21 protein-coding genes and 1 pseudogene are annotated in these 23,305 nt (G+C 58.6%); 15 read left to right on the top strand and 7 right to left on the bottom strand.

Features of this window, described 5'->3' with window-relative positions:
• The first annotated feature begins 27 nt into the window (after nucleotides 1-27).
• Genes J6525_RS19885 through J6525_RS19870 form a run of 4 tightly spaced genes read left to right on the top strand, consistent with a single transcriptional unit; the run spans nucleotide 28 to nucleotide 2,188 of the window.
• Complete coding sequence (locus J6525_RS19885; RefSeq protein WP_225645942.1) at nucleotides 28-594, top strand: nucleotide exchange factor GrpE; 567 nt, start codon at nucleotides 28-30, stop codon at nucleotides 592-594.
• A gap of 49 nt (nucleotides 595-643) precedes the next feature.
• On the top strand, nucleotides 644-1,555 hold the full coding sequence (locus tag J6525_RS19880; protein WP_225645941.1) for a DnaJ C-terminal domain-containing protein: 912 nt from the start codon (nucleotides 644-646) through the stop codon (nucleotides 1,553-1,555).
• 1 nt (nucleotide 1,556) lies between these two features.
• Nucleotides 1,557-1,844: a chaperone modulator CbpM gene (locus J6525_RS19875; protein ID WP_225645940.1), complete on the top strand. Its 288-nt coding sequence runs from the start codon at nucleotides 1,557-1,559 to the stop codon at nucleotides 1,842-1,844.
• A 53-nt stretch (nucleotides 1,845-1,897) separates the two neighbouring features.
• Nucleotides 1,898-2,188, top strand: coding sequence for a hypothetical protein (locus J6525_RS19870; protein WP_225645939.1), 291 nt, complete (start codon nucleotides 1,898-1,900; stop codon nucleotides 2,186-2,188).
• Between the two features lie 1,316 nt (nucleotides 2,189-3,504).
• Here J6525_RS19870 and J6525_RS19865 read toward each other — a convergent pair.
• Nucleotides 3,505-4,230, bottom strand: coding sequence for a helix-turn-helix domain-containing protein (locus J6525_RS19865; protein WP_225645937.1), 726 nt, complete (start codon nucleotides 4,228-4,230; stop codon nucleotides 3,505-3,507).
• Between the two features lie 1,157 nt (nucleotides 4,231-5,387).
• Here J6525_RS19865 and J6525_RS19860 point away from each other — a divergent pair.
• Both J6525_RS19860 and J6525_RS19855 read left to right on the top strand, forming a co-directional pair.
• Nucleotides 5,388-6,599 carry an alkene reductase gene (locus tag J6525_RS19860; RefSeq protein WP_225645936.1) on the top strand — a complete coding sequence of 404 codons (1,212 nt, stop codon included), beginning with the start codon at nucleotides 5,388-5,390 and terminating at the stop codon, nucleotides 6,597-6,599.
• Nucleotides 6,600-6,700: 101 nt separating this feature from the next.
• Nucleotides 6,701-8,089 carry an NAD-dependent succinate-semialdehyde dehydrogenase gene (locus J6525_RS19855; protein WP_312009808.1) on the top strand — a complete coding sequence of 463 codons (1,389 nt, stop codon included), beginning with the start codon at nucleotides 6,701-6,703 and terminating at the stop codon, nucleotides 8,087-8,089.
• Here J6525_RS19855 and trxC read toward each other — a convergent pair.
• From trxC to J6525_RS19840, 3 genes are read right to left on the bottom strand one after another with little or no spacing between them, the layout of a single operon-like run.
• Nucleotides 8,084-8,545, bottom strand: a complete 462-nt coding sequence (trxC, locus tag J6525_RS19850) for a thioredoxin TrxC (protein ID WP_225645934.1) — start codon at nucleotides 8,543-8,545, stop codon at nucleotides 8,084-8,086. The two genes, J6525_RS19855 and trxC, sit on opposite strands and share 6 nt — an antisense overlap.
• A gap of 24 nt (nucleotides 8,546-8,569) precedes the next feature.
• The gene (locus J6525_RS19845; RefSeq protein ID WP_225645933.1) at nucleotides 8,570-9,421 is read right to left on the bottom strand and encodes an aldo/keto reductase; all 852 of its coding nucleotides are present in this window, start codon (nucleotides 9,419-9,421) and stop codon (nucleotides 8,570-8,572) included.
• 19 nt (nucleotides 9,422-9,440) lie between these two features.
• A complete protein-coding gene (locus tag J6525_RS19840) occupies nucleotides 9,441-9,854 on the bottom strand; it encodes a hypothetical protein (protein ID WP_225645932.1) in 414 nt (137 codons plus the stop codon).
• Nucleotides 9,855-10,702: 848 nt separating this feature from the next.
• Between J6525_RS19840 and J6525_RS19835 the strand changes: the two genes are divergently transcribed.
• The 4 genes and pseudogenes from J6525_RS19835 to J6525_RS19820 all read left to right on the top strand — a co-directional run bounded on the left by J6525_RS19835 (nucleotide 10,703) and on the right by J6525_RS19820 (nucleotide 13,416).
• On the top strand, nucleotides 10,703-11,053 hold the full coding sequence (locus J6525_RS19835; RefSeq protein ID WP_225645931.1) for a hypothetical protein: 351 nt from the start codon (nucleotides 10,703-10,705) through the stop codon (nucleotides 11,051-11,053).
• 619 nt (nucleotides 11,054-11,672) lie between these two features.
• Entirely contained in the window at nucleotides 11,673-11,909 is a 237-nt protein-coding gene (locus J6525_RS19830) for a hypothetical protein (RefSeq protein ID WP_225645930.1), read from the top strand.
• Nucleotides 11,910-12,648: 739 nt separating this feature from the next.
• A pseudogene (locus J6525_RS19825) lies at nucleotides 12,649-13,026 on the top strand (PRC-barrel domain-containing protein); the annotation flags it as partial.
• Between the two features lie 6 nt (nucleotides 13,027-13,032).
• A complete protein-coding gene (locus J6525_RS19820) occupies nucleotides 13,033-13,416 on the top strand; it encodes a PRC-barrel domain-containing protein (protein WP_225646038.1) in 384 nt (127 codons plus the stop codon).
• A 657-nt stretch (nucleotides 13,417-14,073) separates the two neighbouring features.
• On the opposite strand, the gene J6525_RS19815 is transcribed toward J6525_RS19820, so the two are convergent.
• Complete coding sequence (locus J6525_RS19815) at nucleotides 14,074-17,022, bottom strand: formate dehydrogenase subunit alpha (RefSeq protein ID WP_225645929.1); 2,949 nt, start codon at nucleotides 17,020-17,022, stop codon at nucleotides 14,074-14,076.
• Between the two features lie 1,508 nt (nucleotides 17,023-18,530).
• Here J6525_RS19815 and J6525_RS19810 point away from each other — a divergent pair.
• Together J6525_RS19810 and J6525_RS19805 are read left to right on the top strand one after the other, a co-directional pair.
• The gene (locus J6525_RS19810; protein WP_225645928.1) at nucleotides 18,531-19,259 is read left to right on the top strand and encodes a type 1 glutamine amidotransferase domain-containing protein; all 729 of its coding nucleotides are present in this window, start codon (nucleotides 18,531-18,533) and stop codon (nucleotides 19,257-19,259) included.
• 112 nt (nucleotides 19,260-19,371) lie between these two features.
• The gene (locus tag J6525_RS19805) at nucleotides 19,372-19,557 is read left to right on the top strand and encodes a hypothetical protein (protein WP_225645927.1); all 186 of its coding nucleotides are present in this window, start codon (nucleotides 19,372-19,374) and stop codon (nucleotides 19,555-19,557) included.
• Nucleotides 19,558-19,639: 82 nt separating this feature from the next.
• Here the strand turns inward: J6525_RS19805 and J6525_RS19800 are convergent, their stop codons facing one another.
• Entirely contained in the window at nucleotides 19,640-20,587 is a 948-nt protein-coding gene (locus J6525_RS19800) for a polyphosphate kinase 2 family protein (protein WP_225646037.1), read from the bottom strand.
• Nucleotides 20,588-21,147: 560 nt separating this feature from the next.
• Here J6525_RS19800 and rpmI point away from each other — a divergent pair.
• The 3 genes from rpmI (at nucleotide 21,148) to J6525_RS19785 (ending at nucleotide 22,872) form a co-directional block, all read left to right on the top strand.
• A complete protein-coding gene (gene rpmI / locus J6525_RS19795) occupies nucleotides 21,148-21,348 on the top strand; it encodes a 50S ribosomal protein L35 (protein ID WP_141340122.1) in 201 nt (66 codons plus the stop codon).
• Between the two features lie 272 nt (nucleotides 21,349-21,620).
• Nucleotides 21,621-21,911: a hypothetical protein gene (locus J6525_RS19790; protein WP_141340121.1), complete on the top strand. Its 291-nt coding sequence runs from the start codon at nucleotides 21,621-21,623 to the stop codon at nucleotides 21,909-21,911.
• A gap of 613 nt (nucleotides 21,912-22,524) precedes the next feature.
• Nucleotides 22,525-22,872 (top strand): hypothetical protein, encoded by a 348-nt coding sequence (locus J6525_RS19785; RefSeq protein ID WP_225645926.1) that lies wholly within the window; start codon nucleotides 22,525-22,527, stop codon nucleotides 22,870-22,872.
• 56 nt (nucleotides 22,873-22,928) lie between these two features.
• Here the strand turns inward: J6525_RS19785 and J6525_RS19780 are convergent.
• A partial coding sequence (locus J6525_RS19780; protein WP_225645925.1) for an aldehyde dehydrogenase family protein occupies nucleotides 22,929-23,305 on the bottom strand: 377 nt, incomplete at its 5' end.

Here is a 23,305-nt window from a genome sequence, read left to right as displayed (position 1 = left end):
ACTCGCACATGAAAACAGGCGAATGACATGGCAACAAATCCCGTGGACGAGGATCCTAATAGGGCGCAGGCGAATAGCCGCGAAACGCAGGTGAATAGCGTCGAGACCGGGAGCGGCGATCTCGAGGTCGAGAATGAACTTTTGAGGGAACGTTTGATGCGCGCGCTCGCCGAGACCGAGAATACCCGCCGGCAAGGCGAGCGGCGCACAGAGGAGGCACGGAGGTACGCTATCGCGAGCTTCGCCCGCGAACTGCTGCAGGTGGTCGACAATCTGCGGCGGGCGATCGGTGCCGGCAGTAACCGGGCTGACACTGGCCAGCAGGATCCATTGATCGAAGGCGTGACAGCAACTGACCGCATTCTGACGGAGGTCCTGAAGCGGTTCGGCGTGGAGGAGATGAAGGCGCTGGACGCACCGTTCGACCCCGAGAAACACGAAGCTGTGCTGGAGATCGATGCAGCCGGGCAGCCGTCCCGCAATGTGGTTCAGGTTCTCGAGAATGGCTACACGCTGCACGATCGTCTACTGCGGCCGGCGCGCGTCGCGGTAGCCAAAGCTCGACAGCCATCTCCGCAGGCAACACGACAGTGAGGCGGGCTGCGCGCGGCCCAACCGCGTACAAAAGGAACGGGAGCGGATATTGGCTGCAGACCCCTATGCGACACTGGGAGTAAAAAAGGATGCCACGCAAGCAGATATCCAGAAGGCCTATCGCCGTCTCGCGAAGAAATCGCATCCTGACCTCAATCCCGGCGACAAGGCCGCCGAGGAAAAATTCAAGGAACTCTCCGCCGCCTACGATCTGTTGAACGATCCGGAGAAACGCGCACGCTTTGATCGCGGCGAGATCGACAGTTCGGGCGCTGAGCGACCGAGGCGGCGGTACTATCGGGATTTCGCCGATCAGGACGGCTGGTCGACCTACACCAGCAATTCCGGTTTTGCCGATTTCGGCGACTTTTCCGGTAGCGAGGATATCCTCTCGGAGATTTTCGGTCGCGCGGGCCGCGGCGGCCGCAGACGGGGCCAAGATGTCCGCTATCATATCGACCTCGCCTTCCTCGATGCCGTCAACGGCGGCAAGCAATCGCTTGTGCTTCCCGATGGATCCAGGCTCGAGGTCAACATCCCCCCGGGTGTGCGAGACGGCCAGACACTGCGTCTGAAAGGCAAAGGCCGTCCGGCGGCCGCCGAAGGTCAACCCGGCGATGCCCTGATCGAGATCAGCGTTCAGCCGCACCCCTACTTCACCCGCAAAGGCGACGACATCCATCTGGATCTACCGATCTCGCTGAAGGAAGCGGTGCTGGGCGCAAAGATCAGCGTCCCTACGCCGAGCGGGACGGTTACGGTGACGGTGCCGAAATGGTCGAGCACCGGTCGCTTGCTCCGGCTCAAGGGGCGCGGCGTTCCGCGTCCTGACGGAGGCAAGGGCGATCAATACATTACACTGAAGCTGGTGCTGCCGCAAAAGCGGGATCCGGAACTCGAGAAATTCGTCGCCCGATGGCAGCCGGCCACGGAAAGCCCGCGGCAGTCTATGGGGGTTTGACATGCAAATGCAGGAATTCATCGACCGATCACATCTCGACCTCCCGACACTAAATGTGTGGATCGAAGCGGAATGGCTTGTCCCCATCGCTGCCAAAAGAAGATTGGACTTTTCTGATGCCGAACTTGCGCGGGTGCGCTTGATCCAGGACCTCAAGGCCGATTTCGGCGTTAACGACGAAGGCATTTCGATAATCTTGCACCTGCTGGATCAGCTGCACGGGCTGCGTTGCCTAGTTCAGGATATCCACACCATGGAGACGCTGGATCGCAGCAAGCGTGGCGGCTGAAGCCGCAGAAAACTGAACAGAGCCAATCCTGCGTTCAAAAAAAGGAACGACTGATGTCAATTCCCAAGGGCCTCGGTTCGTGGCTGGTCATCACTCTATTGTTGTTGCTGCTGGCAGCCGCCGGTTTCGTTGCAAATGAGGGCTTGCGCCTCGGAGATGCCGAGGTACCCGCATCGGGTTACATCGCCATGGCACTCGGCGTGACCTTCTCGCTTGTCCTCGGCTTCGGACTCATGGCCCTGCTCTTTTACAGCAGCCGCAAGGGGTACGACGAACCTGCCGTGCTGATTAAGGACCCCAAGCCAGAAGCCGATTCAGCGTCACCCGCCTCGGATTCGAAGTAGCAAGCTTCGGATTCAGAGCAGCAATCTTGCGCCAGCGCGGGACGTCAATCAAGCCGGCCGATCGGCTTCTGCGCTTGTGGCGAAGGAACGCAGCGCCTACGCTATCGCCATTGACCGACCCAGCGCACAGCGCCGATAGGCCCTTATGAGGAAAGCAGAAGAGCAAATTCTTTCGAGTTCAGACCTCCAATCGAAGCCCTCACCGTTAGATGCCGGGCACAATCGCAACGCAGATTAGCGAGATCGACAAAGCAGTCTGCTCGTCTACGCAATTCATCAGCACCATTGCTGGGCTCGTCGTAATCATCGAAACGACATTGACGCGCGCCCCTTGTCACTGCACTTGCCGGGAACGTGTTCCTCCGCCGCCGCATATCATAGGACCCAACCGCTGTGTTCGCCTTGGGGTGCTAGAAGCCGAAACACGACGTGAGCAATTGATCAGCTTTTTGCGCCTAACTGGGCAACCGCTCGTCAACGAAGGCGCTGCATCACCTACCCACCCCCGCGTGGCTTCTCGAAGCCATATGCAACTACCCAGGCGCCTTGGCGGCACGGTCGCAACCAAGTTTGTAACCAAAATTTTGCGTGTTCGTCTGTTGTTGCTAGGGCAAGATCGCATTGTTCCGGCAGGGACAATGGCAGCCCGGCTTGCAAACTTCCCCAACCTGTTGAGCGGACACTACCCCTAGCTTCTTACCGGCTGATTCTTCTTATCGCCTCAGACTCCTGAAGCAAGGTCGACAGGAGCGCCGCCTCGAACATCTCGCTTCACAGACTATCAGCCTCGGCCTGAAGTCCTGCATTTCCGGCGATATCGGCGCCGGGCTGGCGATAAGCACAATGGAGGGCTACGCCCCGCTGGATGTTGGGCCCCCGACCACAAGCGGCATTGAAGTGTCGGAGGCGCGGCATCGCATCCGAGACCATTTGCGGCCATCGCCATGGCGGCCCAGGCAGTATTCAGGTTGCTGCTCGCGCCATGCGAACGTACTCGAATTTCTGAGACACCACATAGGGAGCAAGCATAGCTGGAAGCTATTGAGGCCGCCTTCGTGAACGGAGGGACGACTGTTCGTGCGAAGGACCGCCGATGCCACGCGCCGCGTCAATGTCCTTGCGCGAAAGCAAAAGCACTTCAGTCGCTGATCGACGACAGCTCCAATAAGATGACCGCTCATCAGCGGGCCTTAGCGTGCGCACGATCGAGGTTCAGCGCACGCGTATGATAGTGCGGCTCGGCATGCGATCAAACTGCGGAAGCGCTTTGTCTCGGCATCAGGGCGCGGCTGGCCTAACGCAGTTCGTGGTCAGCGCTATAGCTCAGGGCGATAAGTTGGGTCGGAATTGCTAGCCGCCGAGCCGCACGGGATCATGTTCGTTCTTCTCCTCAAGACATTTCGATCGATAATCCTGACGGTGCGTTTTCCCGACAGCGTGATCGCGCCACGCTGCTGCAGGCTAGTGAAGCAACGACAAACGGTTTCGACCGAAACTGACAGATACTCGGCGATGTCGTAACGCGTCAGGGGCAATACGACCTGCCCCTTATCATTCGACGAACGGCTCGCCAACGCAAGCAGGAATGAACCGACCTTTTCGACCGCCCTTACGCCGCCGATGATCAGCAATTGGTCCTGAATCCGCGACAAGGTCTGAAATGCGACACTGCGGAGCTCGCGGGCGAACTCCACATCGCGCTGCGCCAATTGCTCGACCCTTTGACTAGAATAACTAGCCAGCGCTGTTTCCTCGGCGATCGCCTCAACCGTTAGATCTTCGTTTCCATCGACGACGACGAAGAAATCTCCCGGCAACATTAAGTCGAGAATCTGCCGCCGCCCGTCTGAACGGATGGCGGATCGCCGAACCGCTCCCGAAATTACGAAGTACCAATGGGCCGCCGGCTCCGAATTGCCTGGAACCTCCTGGCTCCTGGCAATCAGCATTATCTTGGCATGCTCATCGAGCTGCTTCATCGCATGGTTCTGCGCGGCTAACATTCGCCGATAGTAGTCTAGTGCGCGCGTTTTCGCCTTCATCGCTGCACCTTCCTGTTCTCGTTCTTCTTCATTCTGCCCATTTCCCACCACACTAACCCTGTTATCGCCCTGATGATCCGACCTTTTTACAAATCTCCGTACCGTAAGAATACGTAATCGGTCGCCAAGGAGCTCCCTACGGACCGCAATAATTGATCGCAGTCACGACACGCTGGCGCTGCGTGCGGTGTAAGAACGAAAGTTGGAAATCAAGCGTAGGCGGAAGAACACTCATGGCCCCCTTGAAGGCGCAGATCAACCAAAGTGTAACATCCGCGGACAGATGACGTCCGCCAGACCAGCAGCCGGGCTACTGGGGGAAGCTGACGCATTGCTGGAGAAGCATTTGATTGAAGATCTGACGCGCTGAAACGCCTTTCCGTTTCGCAAGCGCAGGACGCGACCAAGCCGCGGTCGAAAGAGGCGGTGGAGGAACTTTATCAGCTCGCCACAAGGAGCGATGAAAATGCTGAAGTGGTGAAGGCCGGTCGCAAGCTGGAGGTTTTGATATCGCGCTACCACGTTTATCCTCAGTGTTTGGCGCGTGCCTCCAGGATGGCAATCACTGCATCATCAAAGGCCTTGCTGTGTGCCACCGACATCGAGTGGCCTATCTTAAAATTTCGGTGGCCTAATTTGATTTGAACGAATGCCGAGTGCATGAATTTGGCGGTTCGTCATGAAAGACCATGCTACGGACCGGCACGGCCAGCCTCTTTCAGGACAACGAAGACGCGTCAACCGTCGATCTCATCCCGAATGGCCTTAAGACGTTAATACCGAGGACGGCTGCAAGACCTGCAAGGCACCGGTGAAGTCATAACGCTGAAGCAGGGCCGCATCAGTTGGCGGCCTCTTTCATTGCATCGTGCCCATGAGGGCAGGCGCAACGTGCGGCCGTACATCAGCGCCCCCGGTCACCGCAGGCCGTGCAGACGAATCGCAGCTCGGTCTCCGATCGCCGGGCTTCGTCCGGCCATCGATCGGAGACCATCTCGATTGAATGACTGCAGCGATAGTCTGGCGGCTGACGCGTTCCAACCATTTTGTCTTAGTCATATCGTTGCTCTGACCCGTTTGGTTGACAATCGTCAGTGAGGGCGGTTCTCGAGGTAGCTAGGATTGTAATGAGGTTCTTCCCTATGCAGGAGCAGGCGATGGATGACGTGGTGACAGCGACACCAACGCAAGAAGCGAGCCGGAAGACGGATACCGCACCACTGTTCCTGCCGTACCGCCTTGGTCCATTCAATCTGTCCCATCGCGTGGTTATGGCCCCGCTGACGCGCTCGCGCGCGCGACAGCCCGGCAATGTGCCGGGCGCGTTGGCGGCCTGCTACTATGCGCAGCGCGCCTCGGCGGCGCTGATCGTCAGCGAAGCGACGCAGGTGTCGATGCAGGGTCAGGGCTATGCCTGGACACCCGGCATTCATAGCCGCGAGCAGGTCGAGGCGTGGCAACGTATTACCGACGCGGTGCATCAGGCGGCGGGCCTGATGTTTTGCCAGCTCTGGCACGTCGGCCGCATTTCACATCCTGCGCTACAGCCCGACAACATGCTGCCCGTCGCTCCCTCGGCCATCATCCCTGCTGGAAAAGCCTTCATCGAAAACGAGCGGGGGGAAGGCACGCTCGTTCCCTTTGTACGACCCCGCGCGCTTGACATCGAGGAGATGCCCTACGTGGTGGCGCAATATGTGCGTGCGGCAAGGAATGCAGTGGCGGCCGATTTCGACGGCGTGGAGATCCATGCAGCCAACGGCTATTTGCTCGACCAGTTTATCGAAAGCGGCACCAATCGGCGCGCCGACGCCTATGGCGGCGCGGTGGAGAGCCGCACCCGCCTGCTATTTGAAATCGTCGAGGCCCTGACGCCGGTCTGGGGACCGGATCGCATCGGCGTGCGCATATCCCCGTTGGGAAAATTGAACGACATACATGACGACAACCCACAAGCAACCTTTGGCTATGTGGCCGAACGCCTGAGCGAATACGGGTTGGCCTATCTGCATATGGTCAACCCCGCGCTCGAGCAGATGCAAAGCGGGAAAGAACCGGATCCAGCCGCTCTGGATATGGCGAAGCTGGTCCGGAACAAGTTCAGGGGAACCCTGATCGTGGCAGGCGGCTTCGATGCCGAGAGCGGAGCGCAGTGGCTTCGGGAGGGATGGGCCGATCTGATCGCGTACGGCCGGAAATTCCTCGCCAACCCCGACTTGCCAGACCGTCTGCGTCTGGGCGCGGCACTCAACGCCGATGATCCCAGCAGTTACTACGGCGGAGGTGAGAAGGGATACACCGACTACCCGTCGCTGGCCCAGGACCGCGGCGAACAGCCCAAGGCGTGCGTGGACCAGAGCTGGCGATAATCAAAGCTTGCATTGCAAGAGCGCATATTGACGGCCGTCATGGTCTATCGAACCCCGCATACTCATGGTGATCGACAGCGAGTGCCGCCCGGCCGAGCGCGATGCGAGGACCATCCGCGATGACATTTCAATCCGTCAACCCCACCACCGGTGAGCCGTTTGCGACATATGAGGAATGGTCGACCGTGGAGGCGCAAGACGTCGTCGGCACGGTTCACCAGGATTACCTCGCCTGGCGCCGCACCGGTTTCGAACACCGCGCTTCGCTGATGCGCAATGCAGCCGAGATCCTGAACAAGAAGGCGCGCGAATATGCAAAGTTGATGGCGGAGGAGATGGGAAAGCCCTTTCACGAGGGTGTTGCAGAGGCCGAGAAATGCGCCAAGACTTGCGAGTACTTTGCCGACAATGCGGAGAATTTCCTGAGACGTCAGCCGGTATGGACGGAAGCACGCAGAACTTTCGTCGCGTTCAACCCGCTCGGGGTGGTATTGGCGGTCATGCCCTGGAATTTTCCATTCTGGCAGGTCTTTCGTTTCGCAGCACCGAGCCTGATGGCGGGCAATGCCGCGTTGCTCAAGCATGCCTCGAACGTTCCGGGTTGTGCGCTTGCGATCGAACAGATCTTTCGCGACGCCGGCTTTCCCGAAAATCTGCTCCGCACATTGATGATCACAAGCAAGCAAGTCGAGGCCATGATCGAGCATCCGCTCGTACGCGCGGTTACCCTGACGGGCAGCGGCGCCGCCGGGCGCGCAGTCGCGAGCAAGGCTGGCGCCATGCTCAAGAAGACAGTGCTCGAGCTCGGCGGCAGCGACCCCTACCTGATCCTGGAAGATGCCGATACCGGCTCCGCCGCCGCCATATGCGCCAGAGGCCGGCTGCTGAATTCGGGCCAGAGCTGCATCGCTGCCAAGCGATTCATCGTGGTCGAAAAGGCTAGGCCGGCTTTCGAGAAACGCTTTGTCGAGCTGATGAGCCAGACCAAGATGGGAGACCCGTTCGAGCATGGGACAGAGATAGGTCCGCTGGCGCGGCACGATTTGCGCGACTCCTTGCACCGGCAGGTCGTCGCAAGCGTCGGAAAGGGAGCGCGCCTCCTCCTCGGCGGCAATGTGCCCAATCATCCGGGAGCCTACTATCCGCCGACAGTTCTCACCGACGTAGGGAAAGGCATGCCGGCCTATGAAGAGGAATTGTTCGGTCCGGTTGCGGCAATCATCCCGACCCGGAACGAGGCCGAGGCGATTGCGGTCGCGAACGACAGCCCATTCGGACTTGGCGGCGGCGTGATCACCCGCGATCTTGCGCGCGGAGAAAGGATTGCAGAGTTCGAGATCGAATCGGGAATGGTCTTCGTCAACGACAACGTTCGTTCCGATCCGAGAGTGCCCTTCGGAGGCATCAAGGAAAGCGGCTATGGGCGTGAATTGTCCTGCTACGGCATCAGGGAGTTCGTCAACATCAAGACTGTGATGGTGTACTCATGAGGCTGCAGGCGCGGCCAATGGCGCATGCTGGCGTAGCCATTGGCGCAACGCCTCGGCACCCACAGCTCCAGTGCGTTGGGCGACGATATTGCCTTTATGGAATAGCATCAGCGTTGGAATGCTTCGAATGTTGTAACGACCTGACAGCTCGGCTTCGGCCTCTGTGTCAACCTTCAGAAAACGAAGTTCGGGTTCGAACTCGCCGGCGGCGCGCTCAAAAGCCGGTGCCATCCCCTTGCAGGGCCCACACCACTCTGCCCAGAAATCGACCACGACGGGAATATCGTTACGCTGGATGTGGGTGGCAAAGGCGCGAGCGGAAACCGGCGTCGGATGCCCCGTAAACAGGAGTTGGTGGCAATGGCCGCATTTCGCCCGGCGCGCATCTTTTTCGGCCGGAATTCGGTTGATGCTTGTGCAATGCGGACAAACGATGTGGCGGATTTGTGCACTCATGTTAGGATGGCTCCCGAACTGGGCTCAATGCGTCGCCAGAGGTTGTTTGCGGTCCGGCGGCGGAAAGGTTTCATCGAGATCGGCGAGATCCTGTGGCGTCAAGCGAACGTCCAGCGCGCCACGATTCTCGCGAACATGTTCCGGCTTGCCCGACTGCGGTATAACACATACGCCGTCCTGGCGTAGCACCCATGCCAGCGCCACTTGTGCCGGGGTCGCGCCGAGACGAGCCGCAATGGTCTTGAGTGTGACATCACGCAACACACGGCCCTGCTCGATCGGCGAATAGGCCATAACGGGGACGCCGCTGCGCTGGCACCATGGCAAGAGGTCGAACTCGATGCCGCGACGCTCGAGATTGTAGAGCACCTGATCGGTCGCGACGTTGGCACCATTGGGCAAGTCGACGAGTTCCTGCATGTCGCCGATATCGAAATTGCTGACACCCCAGTTCCGGATCTTGCCTGCGCCAACCAAAGCCTCGAAAGCATCGACGGTTTCTTCCAGCGGAGCGAGTCCTCGCCAATGCAGCAGATAGAGATCGATCTCATGCACCCCAAGCCGGGCAAGACTTCGGTTGCAAGCCGCTATCGTGCCCTGTGGGGTGGCGTTCTGAGGCAGCACCTTGCTCACCAGAAAAATCTCGTCGCGCCGTCCCTTGATGGCCTCGCCGACAAGCCTTTCGGCGCCACCGTCGGCGTACATTTCGGCCGTGTCGATCAGGTTCATGCCGAGATCGATGCCGAGCCGTAGCGCTTTGATCTCGTTGGTCCGGTTCAGCGGATTCTCGGCCATGTGCCAGGTCCCTTGGCCGAGCATTGGAATGTGTTCACCTGAAGGTAGTACAATAGTGCGGGTGGCCTCCGTCACGGTCATGATGCGACTCCTCTGTCGTTCACGGCAGACTAATTTTCACGCATAGGCCGGCGTGACGAATGGCGCAGAACTGAACATCGCCGCTGCCTGGATGGATAAACCAGATCACCGGCAGGAACGGGTTCAATATCGTGGAGCCCGTCACTGGATGGGCCACATATGTCTCGTTTAGCGATGGCCGGCCGATCGTCGGGTCGAGCTTGACGCACGAACCATTGTTCGCTGTCAGGTCACGATAGTTGTAGCGCGCCGAACATACAAAAATTTGATTTTCCTTCTTGTCGACTACATAGGCCGTAGCCGTCCGATATGAGGTGTTGGATTTGACATCCGGCTCAGGGAGCAACTCGTAGCGTACGCTGCCTTGGGCGAACGCTGGCGATGCGACAGCGATCGCGAAAACCGTGGCGATGCCTTGCATCATCTTTCGCATGGCCAATCCCGAATGAATAAGCCACGCTAGCCCGCTCCTGAATAGGAAGCGTTGACCGCTGTCAATTCAGGAATGGAAACCGGCATTGCTGGCCGATAGCTGGCAAGAACTGGTCAGTCGGTGTTACCCCTCGTCACGCCGTCGGCGTTCGTTGCGCGCATGATCACACAGTGTCCGCCCGACAAGATGCGCCTCTCATGGAGTTGTAAGATGAGGCGTTACCTGCAGAGGAACGTTGCCCCAGTTCCCTGTCCGGTATGTGGAGCGCTGGACCGTTTCTTGATTGTATCAATTGTGCGGGCGGCGATCCGCTCTATTGGCCCCGCCTCTCCAGACTTGCGAATAGCGAACTGCGTTCGCCTCAGTGAGGGCTCGCATCTAGCGTGAGGGAACCGGCGATCGGCAACACTCATCACGTCGAGAGCTGTTTCCACTACGCATCGATGCGGCAGATCCACGCCGCCATCGAGCATTGGCGGCACGGTGACTTCGAGGTGCGATTGCTCTGGCCAGTACCGCGGCGGAAATGTTGCCCGACGTCGACGAGCCCCATTCCGGGAGCTGCAACATCTCGCGCGCGTCAATGAGATATCCAACTGGTTGATCCGCGGCGCATCTCGATAGCGCCTGAAAAGCGGTCAAATCGACACGGTAGCTATTGAAGATTGGAAGGACAAGACCCCGCAGATGAAGAGCTTTCGCAATTGCACGCGCACGCAATGCAGGTCAAATCCCAATCATTCTAAAATTGCTCGTTGTCAACGACGGCGTTGACGCACGACGTTACCATTCAGATCGCGCCCGCAGCTCCAACATCTCGACGTGAGAGTGATGTGTTCGCAAAGCGCTTGAAACGACCCATTGCCATTTCGGCTGCTTGTATCCTGGCGCTGGCATCGCCGATACTATCGGCGCACGCCCGCGACGACGGCCGCCATGCCAATTCGCCGCTGAAAGCCTGGTTCGACCAGCTCAGATCGGGCAAGGGACCCTGCTGCTCCGACGGCACGGCGGTCAGCGATGTCGATTGGGAAACCCGCGACGGCCACTACCGCGTACGGCTCGACAACCAATGGATTGACGTTCCGGATGAGGCCGTCATCACCGAGCCGAACAGAGTGGGAAGAACCATGGTTTGGCCGATCCGCGACTACATGGGAACCACGGTCCGCTGCTTCATGCCGGGCAGCATGACTTGATTTGAAATGCTCGTGGATCATCGATGCCGAGGCACCTGATCTTAGCCGAGCGCCAGGTGACTTCCTCCGCCAGTTCGCCGAGTCCATGGCTTCTGTAAAATCGGCTTCTGAAGAACCCGCATCCTGCAATTTCTTTCAACTGGTCCATCTCGCCTCCCGGTCATCAATAAGAATGGTAGAGAGGGTGCAATCGGCTCACCGTTCTGGCAAGATCGATGGCATTCTTTTCCGAGATGGGGATGTAAGCCGAAGGTGACGTAGACTTCCTCGCAAGGCAGTCTGCGGGCAGGCCGACTCCGGCCATCGTATAATACCAGGTGCGTCCGAGAACGGCGAGCCATGTGCCGGCGGCCGCAAAGTAAAGACAAAGCAGAGCAAAGATCGTAGCTGAGCACACCGGTCGAGAAAGCAGCATCAGCAATATGGACCATTCGAGAGCGTCTGGTGGCCCAACTGGCGCAGGCTGCTTTTCTAGCTCTGCTGCTCGAGTGCGCCCTTGACAGCCGTCAATTTCCGGCCCGCGCCTCATGTGCTTTATTTTCGCAACCGACGGCAACATCCAACATCGCCAAGCGTTGGGCCCCCACTGCCAACCGGTCAAATTGCAAGGAGAGACAGCATGAGAATTTTCGCGATAGGTCTTGCGGGCATCATGACGACTTTGGCCGCATGGCCCAGCTCAGCTCAGGTCTGGGAAGAAGAAGTCGTTCGTCCTCCACCTCGCGTGGTCGAACGCGACGTGATCGTGCGCGAGCCGGCGTGGCGTAGCTACGCCTGGGACGACTGCCGGATAGTAGTCGAGCGCCACCACCGGCCCGACGGCACTTTGATCGTTCGCAAAGTCCGGCGCTGCTAGAACTCGCGGACAGGCGGTCCGCGCGGCGAGGATCACGCCATGCCCGCTACGGCGGACGGCCCGCGAAGAAACCGTCCATCTCAAATACTACTGTAGCGGCGTTAGGGGCCGCGGCGTAACGGGTGTCGCAGCTGGGGAGCTTGAGCTGCACCATGATATTGACCATCTCCTGTCGAGGCAGCAAGTCGCTCCATTTGGCGGCTCCCCAACAGTCGACGTTCATCAGCTAGGACGCGCCGTTGAACCAGGTCATGAGAGCTGGGTCACAATGCTATCTGTATGCTAGGGTTTCGTAGAAATGTCGCTTGCCCGCTGCAGTTCGCGTTACCTGCTCGAGCATTGACGGCCCGAAAAGTCGCGTCACATCGCCAGTCCTCGTGCGGGGACGCGCTGCGCCACGTTCGAATCGGCCAGCCCGGCCGGTGATTTAACAGCTTCAGTCGTGGTGAACGACGCCTAGCATGGTAATGGACGCTGACCCTGACGCTCAATTGGCGTTCTGTTACACGCTGCAACGCTCTTCACTTGACGCAACGGTCGCTATGCGAGCTGGACGTCGAGTTCACCAAACGCGAGCATCCGCAGACCGTGCACGTGCGTTGACGGCCATCAATGCAGCGGACGAGATGGCAGCGTAGCTCGTAGCTGCATGCAATAGAGTGCAAGCCTCCGAAACCATCGATTAGTAATCCGGGGGCCGATGCTCTGGTTTTGAATGTGCCAATCAAGGAGACAATCAATGGTGACTACAATGCAGCGCGCATCCGCGACGGAGAGCGAAACTGCGTCTTCCGTGATCGCAAGCGATCGCGTAGAAGGCACTGCGGTCTATGATCCACAGGGCAAGCGCATCGGGAAGGTCGAGCGGCTAGTGATCGACAAGGCCGGCGGCCGCATCGCCTACGCGGTCCTGAGTTTTGGGGGATTCCTCGGTATCGGCGGGACCCACTATCCGATTCCTTGGCCGATGCTGAACTACGATGAGAAGCTCGGTGGATATCGCGTCGACATCACCGAGGAGCAACTCAAGAACGCTCCGAAGGCCGAACCAGTGGAAAGCTGGGAGCAAGCGAACCCGGACCGCGACGAGCGGGTCTATGGTTATTGGGAGCAACCCGTCCCGATGCAAGAGGGCCACACTTCTTCCCTCATCACTAGCGACAGCGTGGAAGGAATGCCGGTCTATGACGTACACGGCAAGCGCATCGGGAAGGTAGAGCGCCTGATGATCGACAAGCTCACCGGCCAGATCGCCTACGCGATCCTGAGTTTCGGCGGCTTCCTCGGCATCGGAGAGGACCACTACCCTATTCCCTGGTCGATGTTGACCTGGAATGAAAAGCCCGATGGCTTCCAGGTGGACATCACCGAAGGGGAGCTTAAGAACGCGCCGAAGATCGAGCAAGGGGAACACTGGGAGCAAACAGCTCGGGCCCGCAACCAGGACATCTATGACTATTGGCAGGTCAGATATTATTGGATTGCTGCTGCTTCTGATGTCCCGTGAACACTATCGCGAGGCCTCTCATCGAAGCAGCACACCTCGGCGCGCCGCCGAAATCGTCGATTCCAGCGCGCCGGACGCAGTAGCTTCAGTTGGCAATCCCGCCCCGGGCGCGCGCTCGAACTGACGGCAGAGGGGATAGCTGAGCGGTTCGGGCGCTACGATCTCGCGCTGGAAATTGTACATCATAGATTAGCGAGCAAAGTCGTGCACTTGGTAGCTGAGGTCCGCCACCAAACCTTGATCCGCCGCAGGGCCTGCCATGCGAACGCCCGTTTGGCGCACCACCATGTATCAACCGGGCGATCGCTGATGTATCTGTATCGCTGCACCCAACAGCCAACCTTCCAGGATCGCGACGTCTTGCCGCGAAACTCGAAATTGACCATCGGATATTGCGGCGCCGCGAGTGAGCGGGCATAGAAGCAGTAGCCGCAGCTGATGCACAAATCTTTCGAAGCAGCACGAGTGCAATCGTCTGTCGGATTGATGCATGTCACACGGCCCCCCGCAGGGTGGACCGTGCAATGCACGCATCGAAACCGAACTTACTGGGCTAGCCGTCATTCTCCAGGAGACGTCATTCTAGTTTTTGCGGATGGTGACGCAGGCTTTGCAGCATCTACAAGGGAATTTCATGCACGCCAGGGCTCTATCCTCTTACGCCGCCCTGATCTGACAAAGGGTGGCCTTCGGCTCATGCATGCCGGTCGATGGATCGTATCCGTAAGTCGTGAGCGTGTTCACGCTCTCGCCGAGCACGATCGGATCGGCACCTTTCGGATACTTGGGACGCAGATCGGTGCCTTCGTACCAACCGGCGAAATGGAAAGGCATCCAGGCCACTCCCTCGCCTACTCTTTCCGTCACAACGGCCTTCATGCGAGCCCTCGAATTACTCTCTGGCCCGGTTACCCAAACCCATCGGCCATCCTTGATTCCGCGGGCGCCTGCATCCACCGGATTGATTTCGACGAACATGTGCTGCTGCAGTTCTGCTAGCCATTTACTGGATCGCGTCTCTTCGCCGCCTCCTTCGTATTCTACAAGCCGTCCCGAACTCAGGATCAAGGGAAATTGCTTGGCAATGCCTTTGTCAACGGCAGCCTTCTGAATGCTGAAGCCGATATTGGGTACGCGGAATTGCCTGGCATCCGGCAGCGTCGGATAATCAGCCACGAGATCTGGACGGGGCGTGTAGATCGGTTCGCGATGGACCGGAATTGGATCAGGCAAATTCCAGGCGATCATGCGCGCCTTGCCGTTGCCGTGCGGCGAGCAGCCGTGCTCGATTGCGACACGTTGAATGCCGCCGGAAAGATCCAGCGCCCATGACACCGCATCGGGATTGGCACGGTTGACGCGTTGAATGACCTCCATTTCCTGCCGAGCCAGGTCCTTGTCCCAGCCCAGTTTCTTCAGCACGGCCAGCGTAAACTCGGGGTAGCCGTCCTTGATTTCGGAGCCGACCGAATACGACCCTTCGGCAAGCAAATTGTCGTGTTGCTCCTTTTCGACTTCCTGCCCGTTCTCCATCACCTTGCGCTTGACGATGCGTTCGACGCCGAACCGCGCGCGGAACGTGCCGCCGCCTTCGCTTACCGGAAGATTGGTATTGTAGAGAATCGGCGTGCCGGGATGTCTGTACTCGGGCGTCCCCCAGCACGGCCACGGCAAGCCGTAATAGTCTCCACCCACTTCCGGATCATCCTTCGGCGCCCGCAGGGTGACCAGATCGAATTTGGCTTGGTTCCTCATGTGCGCCTTGAGCCGCTCCGGCGATTGTCCGCAATAGCCCGTCGACCAGCCGCCGCGATTGATCTCGCGCAGAATATCCTCCGCCGATACCGCGCCGTTTTCTACCTTGATGTTCTTGAACATACGGTCGGCGAAACCCAGCTTGCGGGCGAGCAGATAGAACGTCTCGTAGTCGTTTTTCGATTCGAACGCTGGGTCCACGATCTTCTCACCCCACTGCAGCGAGCGGTTCGAGGCGGTTCGCGAACCATCCATCTCGAAGCTGGTGCAGGCCGGTAAAAGATAGATGCCGTTCTTGCGTTCCGAGAGCACCGACCATGCGGTCGGATACGGATCACACACAACCAGCAGTTCGAGCTTTTCTATCCCTCGCTTGGCTTCCGGCATGCGGGTGATCGTGTTGACGCCATGCCCCATGACGAACATCGCTTGCACATTGTCGGGCTGTGTGACCTGATCCTTCGGCAATAAACTCGCGTCGAACCAGCGCGTGCTCGGAATTCCCGGACTTTCCATCAGCGTTTTGCTCGCGAAGCGCGAAGCGATCCAGTCGTAATCGATCTCCCATACCCTGCACCAATGCTGCCAGGCATCCTGGGTCAGGCCGTAGTAGAGTGGCAACGTCGTCACATCGAGGCCGAGATCGGTAGCGCCTTGCACATTGGTGTGGCCGCGGAAAATATTGGCGCCGCCTCCGGGACATCCGACGTTGCCTGTCGCCAGCAGCAGTATACAGCTGGCACGGACGTTCGCTGTGCCGGTCGAGAATTGCGTCTGCCCCATAGCCCAGATCAATGTTGCGGGCTTCTCTTTGGCGAACATTTCCGCGACATGGCTGACCTGTGCTTCAGGCAGACCTGTAATACGCTCGACTTCCCGGGGCGTCCACTTCGCGACTTGCTTGCGGATCTCGTCGATGCCGTACGACCGCTGGTGGATAAATTCCTTGTCCTCCCAGCCGTTTTGAAAGATGTGCCAAAGCATGCCGTAGATCGTCGCGATGTGGGTTCCGGGGCGAACACGAAGATACTCCGTCGCGTGCGCGGCCGTCCGCGTCATTCGTGGATCGATGACGATCATGTTGGCCCGGTTCAGCTCCTTGCCTTCAAGAATGTGTTGAAGCGAAACCGGGTGCGCCTCGGCTGGGTTGCCGCCCATGACCATGATGGTCTTGGCATTTCGAATGTCATTGTAGCTATTGGTCATCGCGCCATAGCCCCAGGTATTGGCTACCCCGGTGACCGTCGTGGAATGGCATATACGCGCCTGATGGTCGGCATTGTTCGTGCCCCAGAAGGCCGCAAGCTTGCGGTTGAGGTAGGCGGCTTCATTGGTGAACTTGGCGGATCCAAGCCAGTACACCGACTCCGGTCCGGACTTCTCGCGAATCTCAATGAGCTTGTCTCCGATCTCGTCGATGGCCTGCTCCCATGACAGACGCGTCCATCGGCCATCGACAAGCTTCACGGGGTAGCGCAAGCGGCGCTCACTCAAGACGTCATCTCGAACCGCAGCACCCTTGCAGCAATGCGATCCACGATTGATCGGGCTGTCATAGTCTGGCTCCTGCCCGGTCCACACGCCGTTCGTGACTGTTGCGATAACCGAACAGCCGACCGAGCAATGTGTGCAGATGTTCTTACGGGTGTTAACTGTGGCACCCGCGGGAGGCGGCGGGCCGGCTTCCGCCTGACGAACGCAACCAAGTGGCAAGTCGCCAAGCACCGCCAGCGCACCGATGGTGACGCCCGAGCGGTTCAAGAAGGTCCGGCGATCGATACCCGTGCGTGGTTGACACGGCGCGACAGCTGCTTGCCCACGACTGCGACGTTCCGACTTCCTGAACAGCATGCGCGCCTCCCTATGGGGCGGGATAGCTGTTGACGCGATAGAAGTTTTGAACCTCGGCTGAGTTCGCCCGGTAACGGGGCTTCCGCTTAGCGCTACCCGTGGGCTCAGCCACGATGGGCTCGATGGTCAACGTTCCACCGGTCGCGGCGGCAGTGCTCACAATCGCGAGGCGAAGCAGATCACGCCGGTACACAGCTGCCTGGACACGTCCCTTCATACACAAGCCTTTCCACACGGTTCCAACGGGCGTTGGAGATCAAACTCAATTGCCACTATGCGCACAGCACGAGACGTGGGCATCATGACAAACATCATTTTCTAGACAGATTTTTTCCTCCTGCCCCGTCTACTGCGCGCCGAGAGCACGGCTCTCTCCGCTGTGGTTGCGAACAGTGAGAGTACCGAGGCCTCCTGCCCTGACCCCGTAGATGCATCAGCAAACCACAAGGCCGGACCGGCAATGGGGCCATTCATCGGGGCTCTCCCTTCGTGCAGCCACGTCACGCGTTAGTACTTAGGAGAAGGATCAACGATGCTCTTGGTCGCACCGCCCGGCGCGGGTTGCATGTCTGGCGGTGTGCCCCCCTGTGGACTTGTCGGTGGAGCGCCGCCAGTGCCGGTCGATAGTGGGCCGGTCCATCCCTGTGGCTGGGGTTGACCCTGATTGTCCGGCAATACTGTGCGTCCGGTGCTCCAAGGAGCATCTCCCGACTTTTTACCTTCACTCTGCGGCTGGGCTGCACCCATGGAGCTGCAAATGCCCAGGATGAACGCGGCAAGCGCGACGCAGGTACACGAACTTCGCATGCGGTCTCTCCCTCTTGTCGGACCAGCGGAGCGATGAACCTAAGCCTAGACACATGATTTCGGTCAGCATCGGCTGGTCGTAATCGAGATTGGCAACCGCAATCCCACCCGAAGCGGCCGTAACAGCGACACAGCTCGAGGAGAGGGTCGGCGGACGGCTCAACGACACCTCTGCTTGGCCTACATGATCGACTGTGGGACATGCGGCAGAAGTCCAACTTTGTTCAGATCAGCCTATTCAGCAGCGTCGAATCTTCTCAACACTCGGCCGTCTTTCGTTCCGGGAGTACGGAAGCGTGGCACAGTATGCCGCTGCAGTTGTCCTAGGGCCTTGACGGGGATCAGTTTTCATGAATGGGAGATGCTCAGCTGAGATCCCCATCAAATGATGATGCTTCAACAACAGACATTCCACGAAAGAGGCTGCGCACCAACTCGTCGCCTTTATCTTGGGGCCGATCACGAGAGTAATCCGGTTCGAAATCAGAGCGACCTGGTCTCTGGTAAAACCGAAGAGGCGCTCGACCAGGACGAGCTTCGAAAGTTCGCCGACAATTAATGTGACGTGACAACAACCAAAAGCCTGTGCCAATCAGCGCTGGTTTGCACTTTGACGGCAAAATTGATGACCCTCAATGAACGTCGAACCATGATGCCCGATGCTCCACCACCGAGGTGCCGAGCAGAGGAGTAAACCTGAGATGAGGATATTGATCGTACTAACCTCGCACGACCGACTTGGGGACACTGGGAAGAAGACTGGCCTCTGGTTCGATGAACTCGCTACGCCCTATTACATCTTCAAGGACGCCGGCATCGTTCTCACACTTGCATCTCCCGACGGAGGCCTGCCCCCGGTCGATCCAAGAAGCGAGTGGGCCGAGGCGGAGACCGAAGCGACTATTCGCTTTCAGCGCGACAGTCATGCGCAAGCCGAGTTGACGAACACCCGGACGCTGTCGAGCATTTCGGCCCGCGACCATGATGCCGCCTTCTATCCAGGCGGCCACGGGCCGTTATGGGATCTCGCCAATGACCCCCACTCAATCGCACTGATCGAAACCATGGCCCGCACGCGTCGTCCATTAGGGCTCGTCTGCCATGGGCCCGGCGCGTTGCGTTCTACCAGGGCATCCAATGGGCTGCCCCTTGTCGCCGGCAAATCCGTCACCGGATTTTCCAACCTCGAGGAGGCTGCAATTGAACTGACTGACGTCTTACCGTTCCTGGTCGAAGATATGTTGAGGAACAACGGCGGCAACTATTCCCGGAAAGAGAAATGGCAGCCCTATGCCATCTCCGATGGCGACCTAATCACGGGACAGAATCCAGCATCCTCGGAAGCTGTTGCCAACGCTCTACTCGATCGACTGGGGATCAAGGGCCAGACGCAAAAGTTGGTGACGTCGCGGCTCGGAGCGCTTGAATAGTACTGCGGCCTGCCCGAATGCGGCGCCGGTTAATTGGGAAAATAGCAGGCGCTCGTCGAGTGAGCAGCTGCGGTCAGCGATGGGACAACGCCATCGCCAAAATGATACGGTTATGGCTGCGATCTTTGCGCCGCGCTCAAGTTCATTCTTGGGTTTGATAATCCAGGCAAAGGAGAACTCCCATGAGCCCCGAAAGCCTTATGCCGTCCTGGTCATCGTCGCGCTCGTCTGTTTTGCAATCGTGCTGATGCTGTGGGCACGCATCGGTACCAATGGACCTGCCAGCATGGACGCATAAAGAAAGTCGCCCCGAACCACCCGACCAGCCCGGACGCCGCGGCTGTGCCGGGTCTGCTAAGCGCATGAAACCCTTTCTAGGTTCACTTAACCTGTTGACCGGCGACTTTACCGACTTTTCGCTCCTGCCCTTCCGCCAGCAATGCCTTGCGGACCAGCTTTAACTCCTGCAGCGAAGCAGGGTCGACCTTGGGGAACTGCAAATCGAGCCTGTTGAGCGCGCTGACGACAGTGGAGCCGATCACCACTCGCGCGAACCATTTGTGATCGGCCGGTACCACGTGCCACGGCGCCGCCTCGTTTGAGGTATGCCTGATAACCTCCTGATACGCCGCTTGGTATTTCTCCCACAGTGCGCGCTCGGCGATATCGGCCATCGAGAACTTCCAGTTCTTCGAAGGCTCATCCAGTCGCGCGAGAAGACGCTGGCGCTGTTCTTCCTTCGATATGTTGAGGAAGAACTTCAGGATGATTGTGCCATTGCGCGCGAGGTAGCGCTCAAAGGAAGAGATGTCCTCAAACCGCTCGCGCCAGATATTCCTGGTAATCAACCGGGCGGGAATCTTCTCCTTAGCGCGAATCTCCGGATGCACCCGCACCACCAGGCAATCTTCATAATAAGAACGGTTAAAGATGCCGATGCGGCCACGCCGCGGCAGCGCGATCACGCTGCGCCACATGAAATCATGATCGAGCTCAAGCGTTGACGGCTGCTTGAAGGAATGAACCTCGCAGCCCTGCGGGTTGATGCCCTTGAAGATGCTCTTGATGGCACTGTCTTTGCCGGCGGCGTCCATGCCCTGGAAGATCAGCAGCAACGACCAACTGTTCTGCGCGTAGAGCTTTTCCTGGAAATCACTCAACCGTTTGTGGTTGGCCTCGATGATCTCCTCGCCCTGGCCCTTGTCGAGACCTCCCCTCTCTCTGGTCTTCTGTGATTTGAGGTGAAACTCGCTCGATCCGTCGAAGCGGAACGGAGCTACAAAAGGCCTCAACTCGGCTGCGAGAGAATATGAAGGCTTTTTGTTCATGGTCGTTGAGGTGTTGGTCGGGGGTGGCCTGCAGTATGAAATCCGGTGCAAAGGTATCGAAAGCCCGACTCGCTTCTTCACGTTCAACGGTCAGCATCGTCTCGTTGGCTGCAATCAATTTCCAGCGTGCAACTCTGCGCCGCTTCGTTTGTGACATCGGCGACCGCATTACGTACTTTTACGGTGCGGGAATTCGCAGCATTTAGTTGAACGTTCTTGCGAGGCGATCGTTCATCTTTCCGGTCGGTTACCTCGAAAGCGTTACCCCCGGCCAAAGCAAGGGTGCGAGTATGAATATAAGAACTTATCCCGTGGCCTGCTATCGGCGGATACTCTCAGTACAATGCTGCGCAGTGAAGCGGCTGGATCGTTCGCTAAGATTAAGCCCGCCATCATGTTCAGGAAATTCCCAAATAGTGGGCCGTGCGTCCGGACGGTTAGCGGCAGATCGTTGATCTAATGCTTCCGCAGGATTTCGCTGTCTCGGATATTCAGAACGAAGCGACGATTGAGGCCATCGCCGAGTCGCTTTGTCATCTCGCAGCCATAGGAAGGCCAGAATGCCCAAGTTGAAGACCAAATCAGGCGCAAAGAAGCGCTTCAAGGTGACTGCCACCGGCAAAGTAATGGCGGCCCACGCCGGCAAGCGCCACGGCATGATCAAAAGGACCAAGAAGCAGATTCGGCAGCTTCGCGGCACCCGCGTGCTGTTCAAGACCGACGGCGACAACATCAAGAGATACTTCTTGCCGAACGTCTGAGCGCGACCCGCGATCACGCTCCCGCTTAGCCGAGTCGCGCCCCGCTCGACCCGGCATGTCGCTTTTCCTCTGCTGGTGGGGACAAAACGGACATTCAATACGGGAAATGTGAGCAGTTGGCGAATTTTACGCTCACGCAAAACGGGCCAAAATGTTCAATGGTGCTCCTTAGCTAACCACCCCTTGGATCCGCCACCCACCGGCTTGCGATCCGTCAATGCGAATGGCCGGGCCGGGAGGGATATTGGGCCAGCTCAAGCGGAGTGGCGAACATGGATACGGAACAAATCATTCTAGGCCTGTTGCTGCTGCTGTTAGTCGGTGGCGTCGCTTATTACCTGTTGCAGCATGGATCGCAGCCGCTGCGGCCGGATCCGGCAACGCGGCGACAAGCCGACTTGCGACGGCAATCGGAAACCCAGCGGGATTTTCAGCGCGTCTTTTCAATGACGAGCGCGCAGGGGAAGGAGGGCCTGATCAAGCGCTGGATGGATCGGACCGGTTGCGACCGCACGGAAGCCATGCGTCTGGCAACGGAAGAGTGGCGACGCGATAACCGCTGAGACCCAAATCTATCTCCAAGTCAGTTAAGCGCTAGGTCCGGTTGCGCCTTTAGCCCTGACTTGCTTTACGGCCGTCAACCAGCCTTCCGACGGACCAACCGGCGCGCATTCTTTCGATCAGGCCGCCGACGACATCTGTCATGAGACTATTCATGTCGTCGCCGGACGTTCTTCAGAAGAATCAGCTGCACCGTATGCCTCGACCAGCGCATTTTCGTCCGCTGCTTGGATCGACTGTTTGCCGATGCCGCGCCTCGATGGCGTTCCGGGCGCGAGACCTCCATCCAACCATCTCCTGAACCCAGTACGCTAGTGAGGATTGTCCACGGCCAAGTATCGGCGCATCGTTACATTTATTAGCCATCTGCCATGACATGCACTCATCGATGCGCCGGCCATGCCTAGTGATGTTACGGCAGGACCCGGTCAGCAGACGCGTCGCTTTGAGCTAGGCAGCGTCCAATTCTCCCGGCGCCTTGGCCGTCAGATAGAGTTCGATCAACGGCGTTGCGCCGAACCCTGCAAGCTCAAGGCGCATCATACGACGACATCGGCCGGTCCGCTCCTTGCGAGCGCACATGATGCAGGTAGCCCTGTTCGAGAGTCGCGGAGGTTGCGTGATATCAACGCGCCGCGCCGTCCGACCTCTATGATTGATGAGATGGCTGGCACACCGGTTGCCACATTCGCTGAGCCCGACGCGAAGGAGCATCGCATGAACAAAAATGTACCCTTTGCAATTATCTTCCTGATCGCGATGGTCTGCGTTGCCATAATTCTGATGCTCTGGGCCATGAAAGAAACAAGCAGCGGACGACGCGAGTTCCAAGCCTCTGACACGCCGCGAAGCGCATATACGCAACCCAATGCGAGCCCCGTTCCAGCGGTTCCGGCGCCCAATAACGATACCCGTGCCGACAGCGCCAGGGGCAGCAACAGTCCCCAAAACAAAAGCCGGTAGCGTAGTTTATCAGGGGGAATTGGCCTGCTGAGCAACATCGTCCGCGCTATGCACCTTCAGGACCATGGCCCCTGTACGGCGGAAGCATTCCAGGGAAAGCCTCGCGGCGCGTGCTGTGCTGTCAGCCACTGATCGGTAGTGAAAGCCTCGATGGCCCAAGAGCCGTTGAACCGGCCGAGGCCGGAGTTCTTCTCGCCGCCAAACGGACAGGTCGGCAAATCGATGACAGGCTGATCATTGACATGGGCCATACCGACATGCATTCGCTGGGCAAAGTGCATGCCCCGGTGCACGTCGCGCGTGAACACGGCGCCGCTTAATCCAAAACTCGTTTCATTGGCTACAGCCAACGCTTCTTCGGCATTGCCGACTCGGAGAATCGGCGCCACCGGCCCGAATATTTCCTCTGCTGCAAGTTCCATTTCGTTAGTAA

The sequence above is a fragment of the Bradyrhizobium australafricanum genome (assembly GCF_020329495.1).
GTDB lineage: Bacteria > Pseudomonadota > Alphaproteobacteria > Rhizobiales > Xanthobacteraceae > Bradyrhizobium > Bradyrhizobium australafricanum.
The sequence above is the reverse complement of the archived record's forward strand: the minus strand, read 5'-3'. Positions and strand labels throughout refer to the sequence as shown.

What these genes read in the sequence shown, in the direction of transcription:
- J6525_RS19885 (WP_225645942.1), top strand. Translation starts at nt 28, where the DNA reads ATGGCAACAAATCCCGTGGACGAGGATCCTAATAGGGCGCAGGCGAAT.
- trxC (WP_225645934.1), bottom strand. Translation starts at nt 8,545, where the DNA reads ATGAGTGCACAAATCCGCCACATCGTTTGTCCGCATTGCACAAGCATC.
- J6525_RS19815 (WP_225645929.1), bottom strand. Translation starts at nt 17,022, where the DNA reads ATGCTGTTCAGGAAGTCGGAACGTCGCAGTCGTGGGCAAGCAGCTGTC.
- J6525_RS19820 (WP_225646038.1), top strand. Translation starts at nt 13,033, where the DNA reads ATGCAAGAGGGCCACACTTCTTCCCTCATCACTAGCGACAGCGTGGAA.
- J6525_RS19830 (WP_225645930.1), top strand. Translation starts at nt 11,673, where the DNA reads ATGAGAATTTTCGCGATAGGTCTTGCGGGCATCATGACGACTTTGGCC.
- J6525_RS19840 (WP_225645932.1), bottom strand. Translation starts at nt 9,854, where the DNA reads ATGCGAAAGATGATGCAAGGCATCGCCACGGTTTTCGCGATCGCTGTC.
- J6525_RS19875 (WP_225645940.1), top strand. Translation starts at nt 1,557, where the DNA reads ATGCAAATGCAGGAATTCATCGACCGATCACATCTCGACCTCCCGACA.
- J6525_RS19865 (WP_225645937.1), bottom strand. Translation starts at nt 4,230, where the DNA reads ATGAAGGCGAAAACGCGCGCACTAGACTACTATCGGCGAATGTTAGCC.
- J6525_RS19855 (WP_312009808.1), top strand. Translation starts at nt 6,701, where the DNA reads ATGCGAGGACCATCCGCGATGACATTTCAATCCGTCAACCCCACCACC.
- J6525_RS19800 (WP_225646037.1), bottom strand. Translation starts at nt 20,587, where the DNA reads ATGAACAAAAAGCCTTCATATTCTCTCGCAGCCGAGTTGAGGCCTTTT.
- J6525_RS19860 (WP_225645936.1), top strand. Translation starts at nt 5,388, where the DNA reads ATGGATGACGTGGTGACAGCGACACCAACGCAAGAAGCGAGCCGGAAG.
- J6525_RS19810 (WP_225645928.1), top strand. Translation starts at nt 18,531, where the DNA reads ATGAGGATATTGATCGTACTAACCTCGCACGACCGACTTGGGGACACT.
- rpmI (WP_141340122.1), top strand. Translation starts at nt 21,148, where the DNA reads ATGCCCAAGTTGAAGACCAAATCAGGCGCAAAGAAGCGCTTCAAGGTG.
- J6525_RS19805 (WP_225645927.1), top strand. Translation starts at nt 19,372, where the DNA reads ATGGCTGCGATCTTTGCGCCGCGCTCAAGTTCATTCTTGGGTTTGATA.
- J6525_RS19845 (WP_225645933.1), bottom strand. Translation starts at nt 9,421, where the DNA reads ATGACCGTGACGGAGGCCACCCGCACTATTGTACTACCTTCAGGTGAA.
- J6525_RS19870 (WP_225645939.1), top strand. Translation starts at nt 1,898, where the DNA reads ATGTCAATTCCCAAGGGCCTCGGTTCGTGGCTGGTCATCACTCTATTG.
- J6525_RS19790 (WP_141340121.1), top strand. Translation starts at nt 21,621, where the DNA reads ATGGATACGGAACAAATCATTCTAGGCCTGTTGCTGCTGCTGTTAGTC.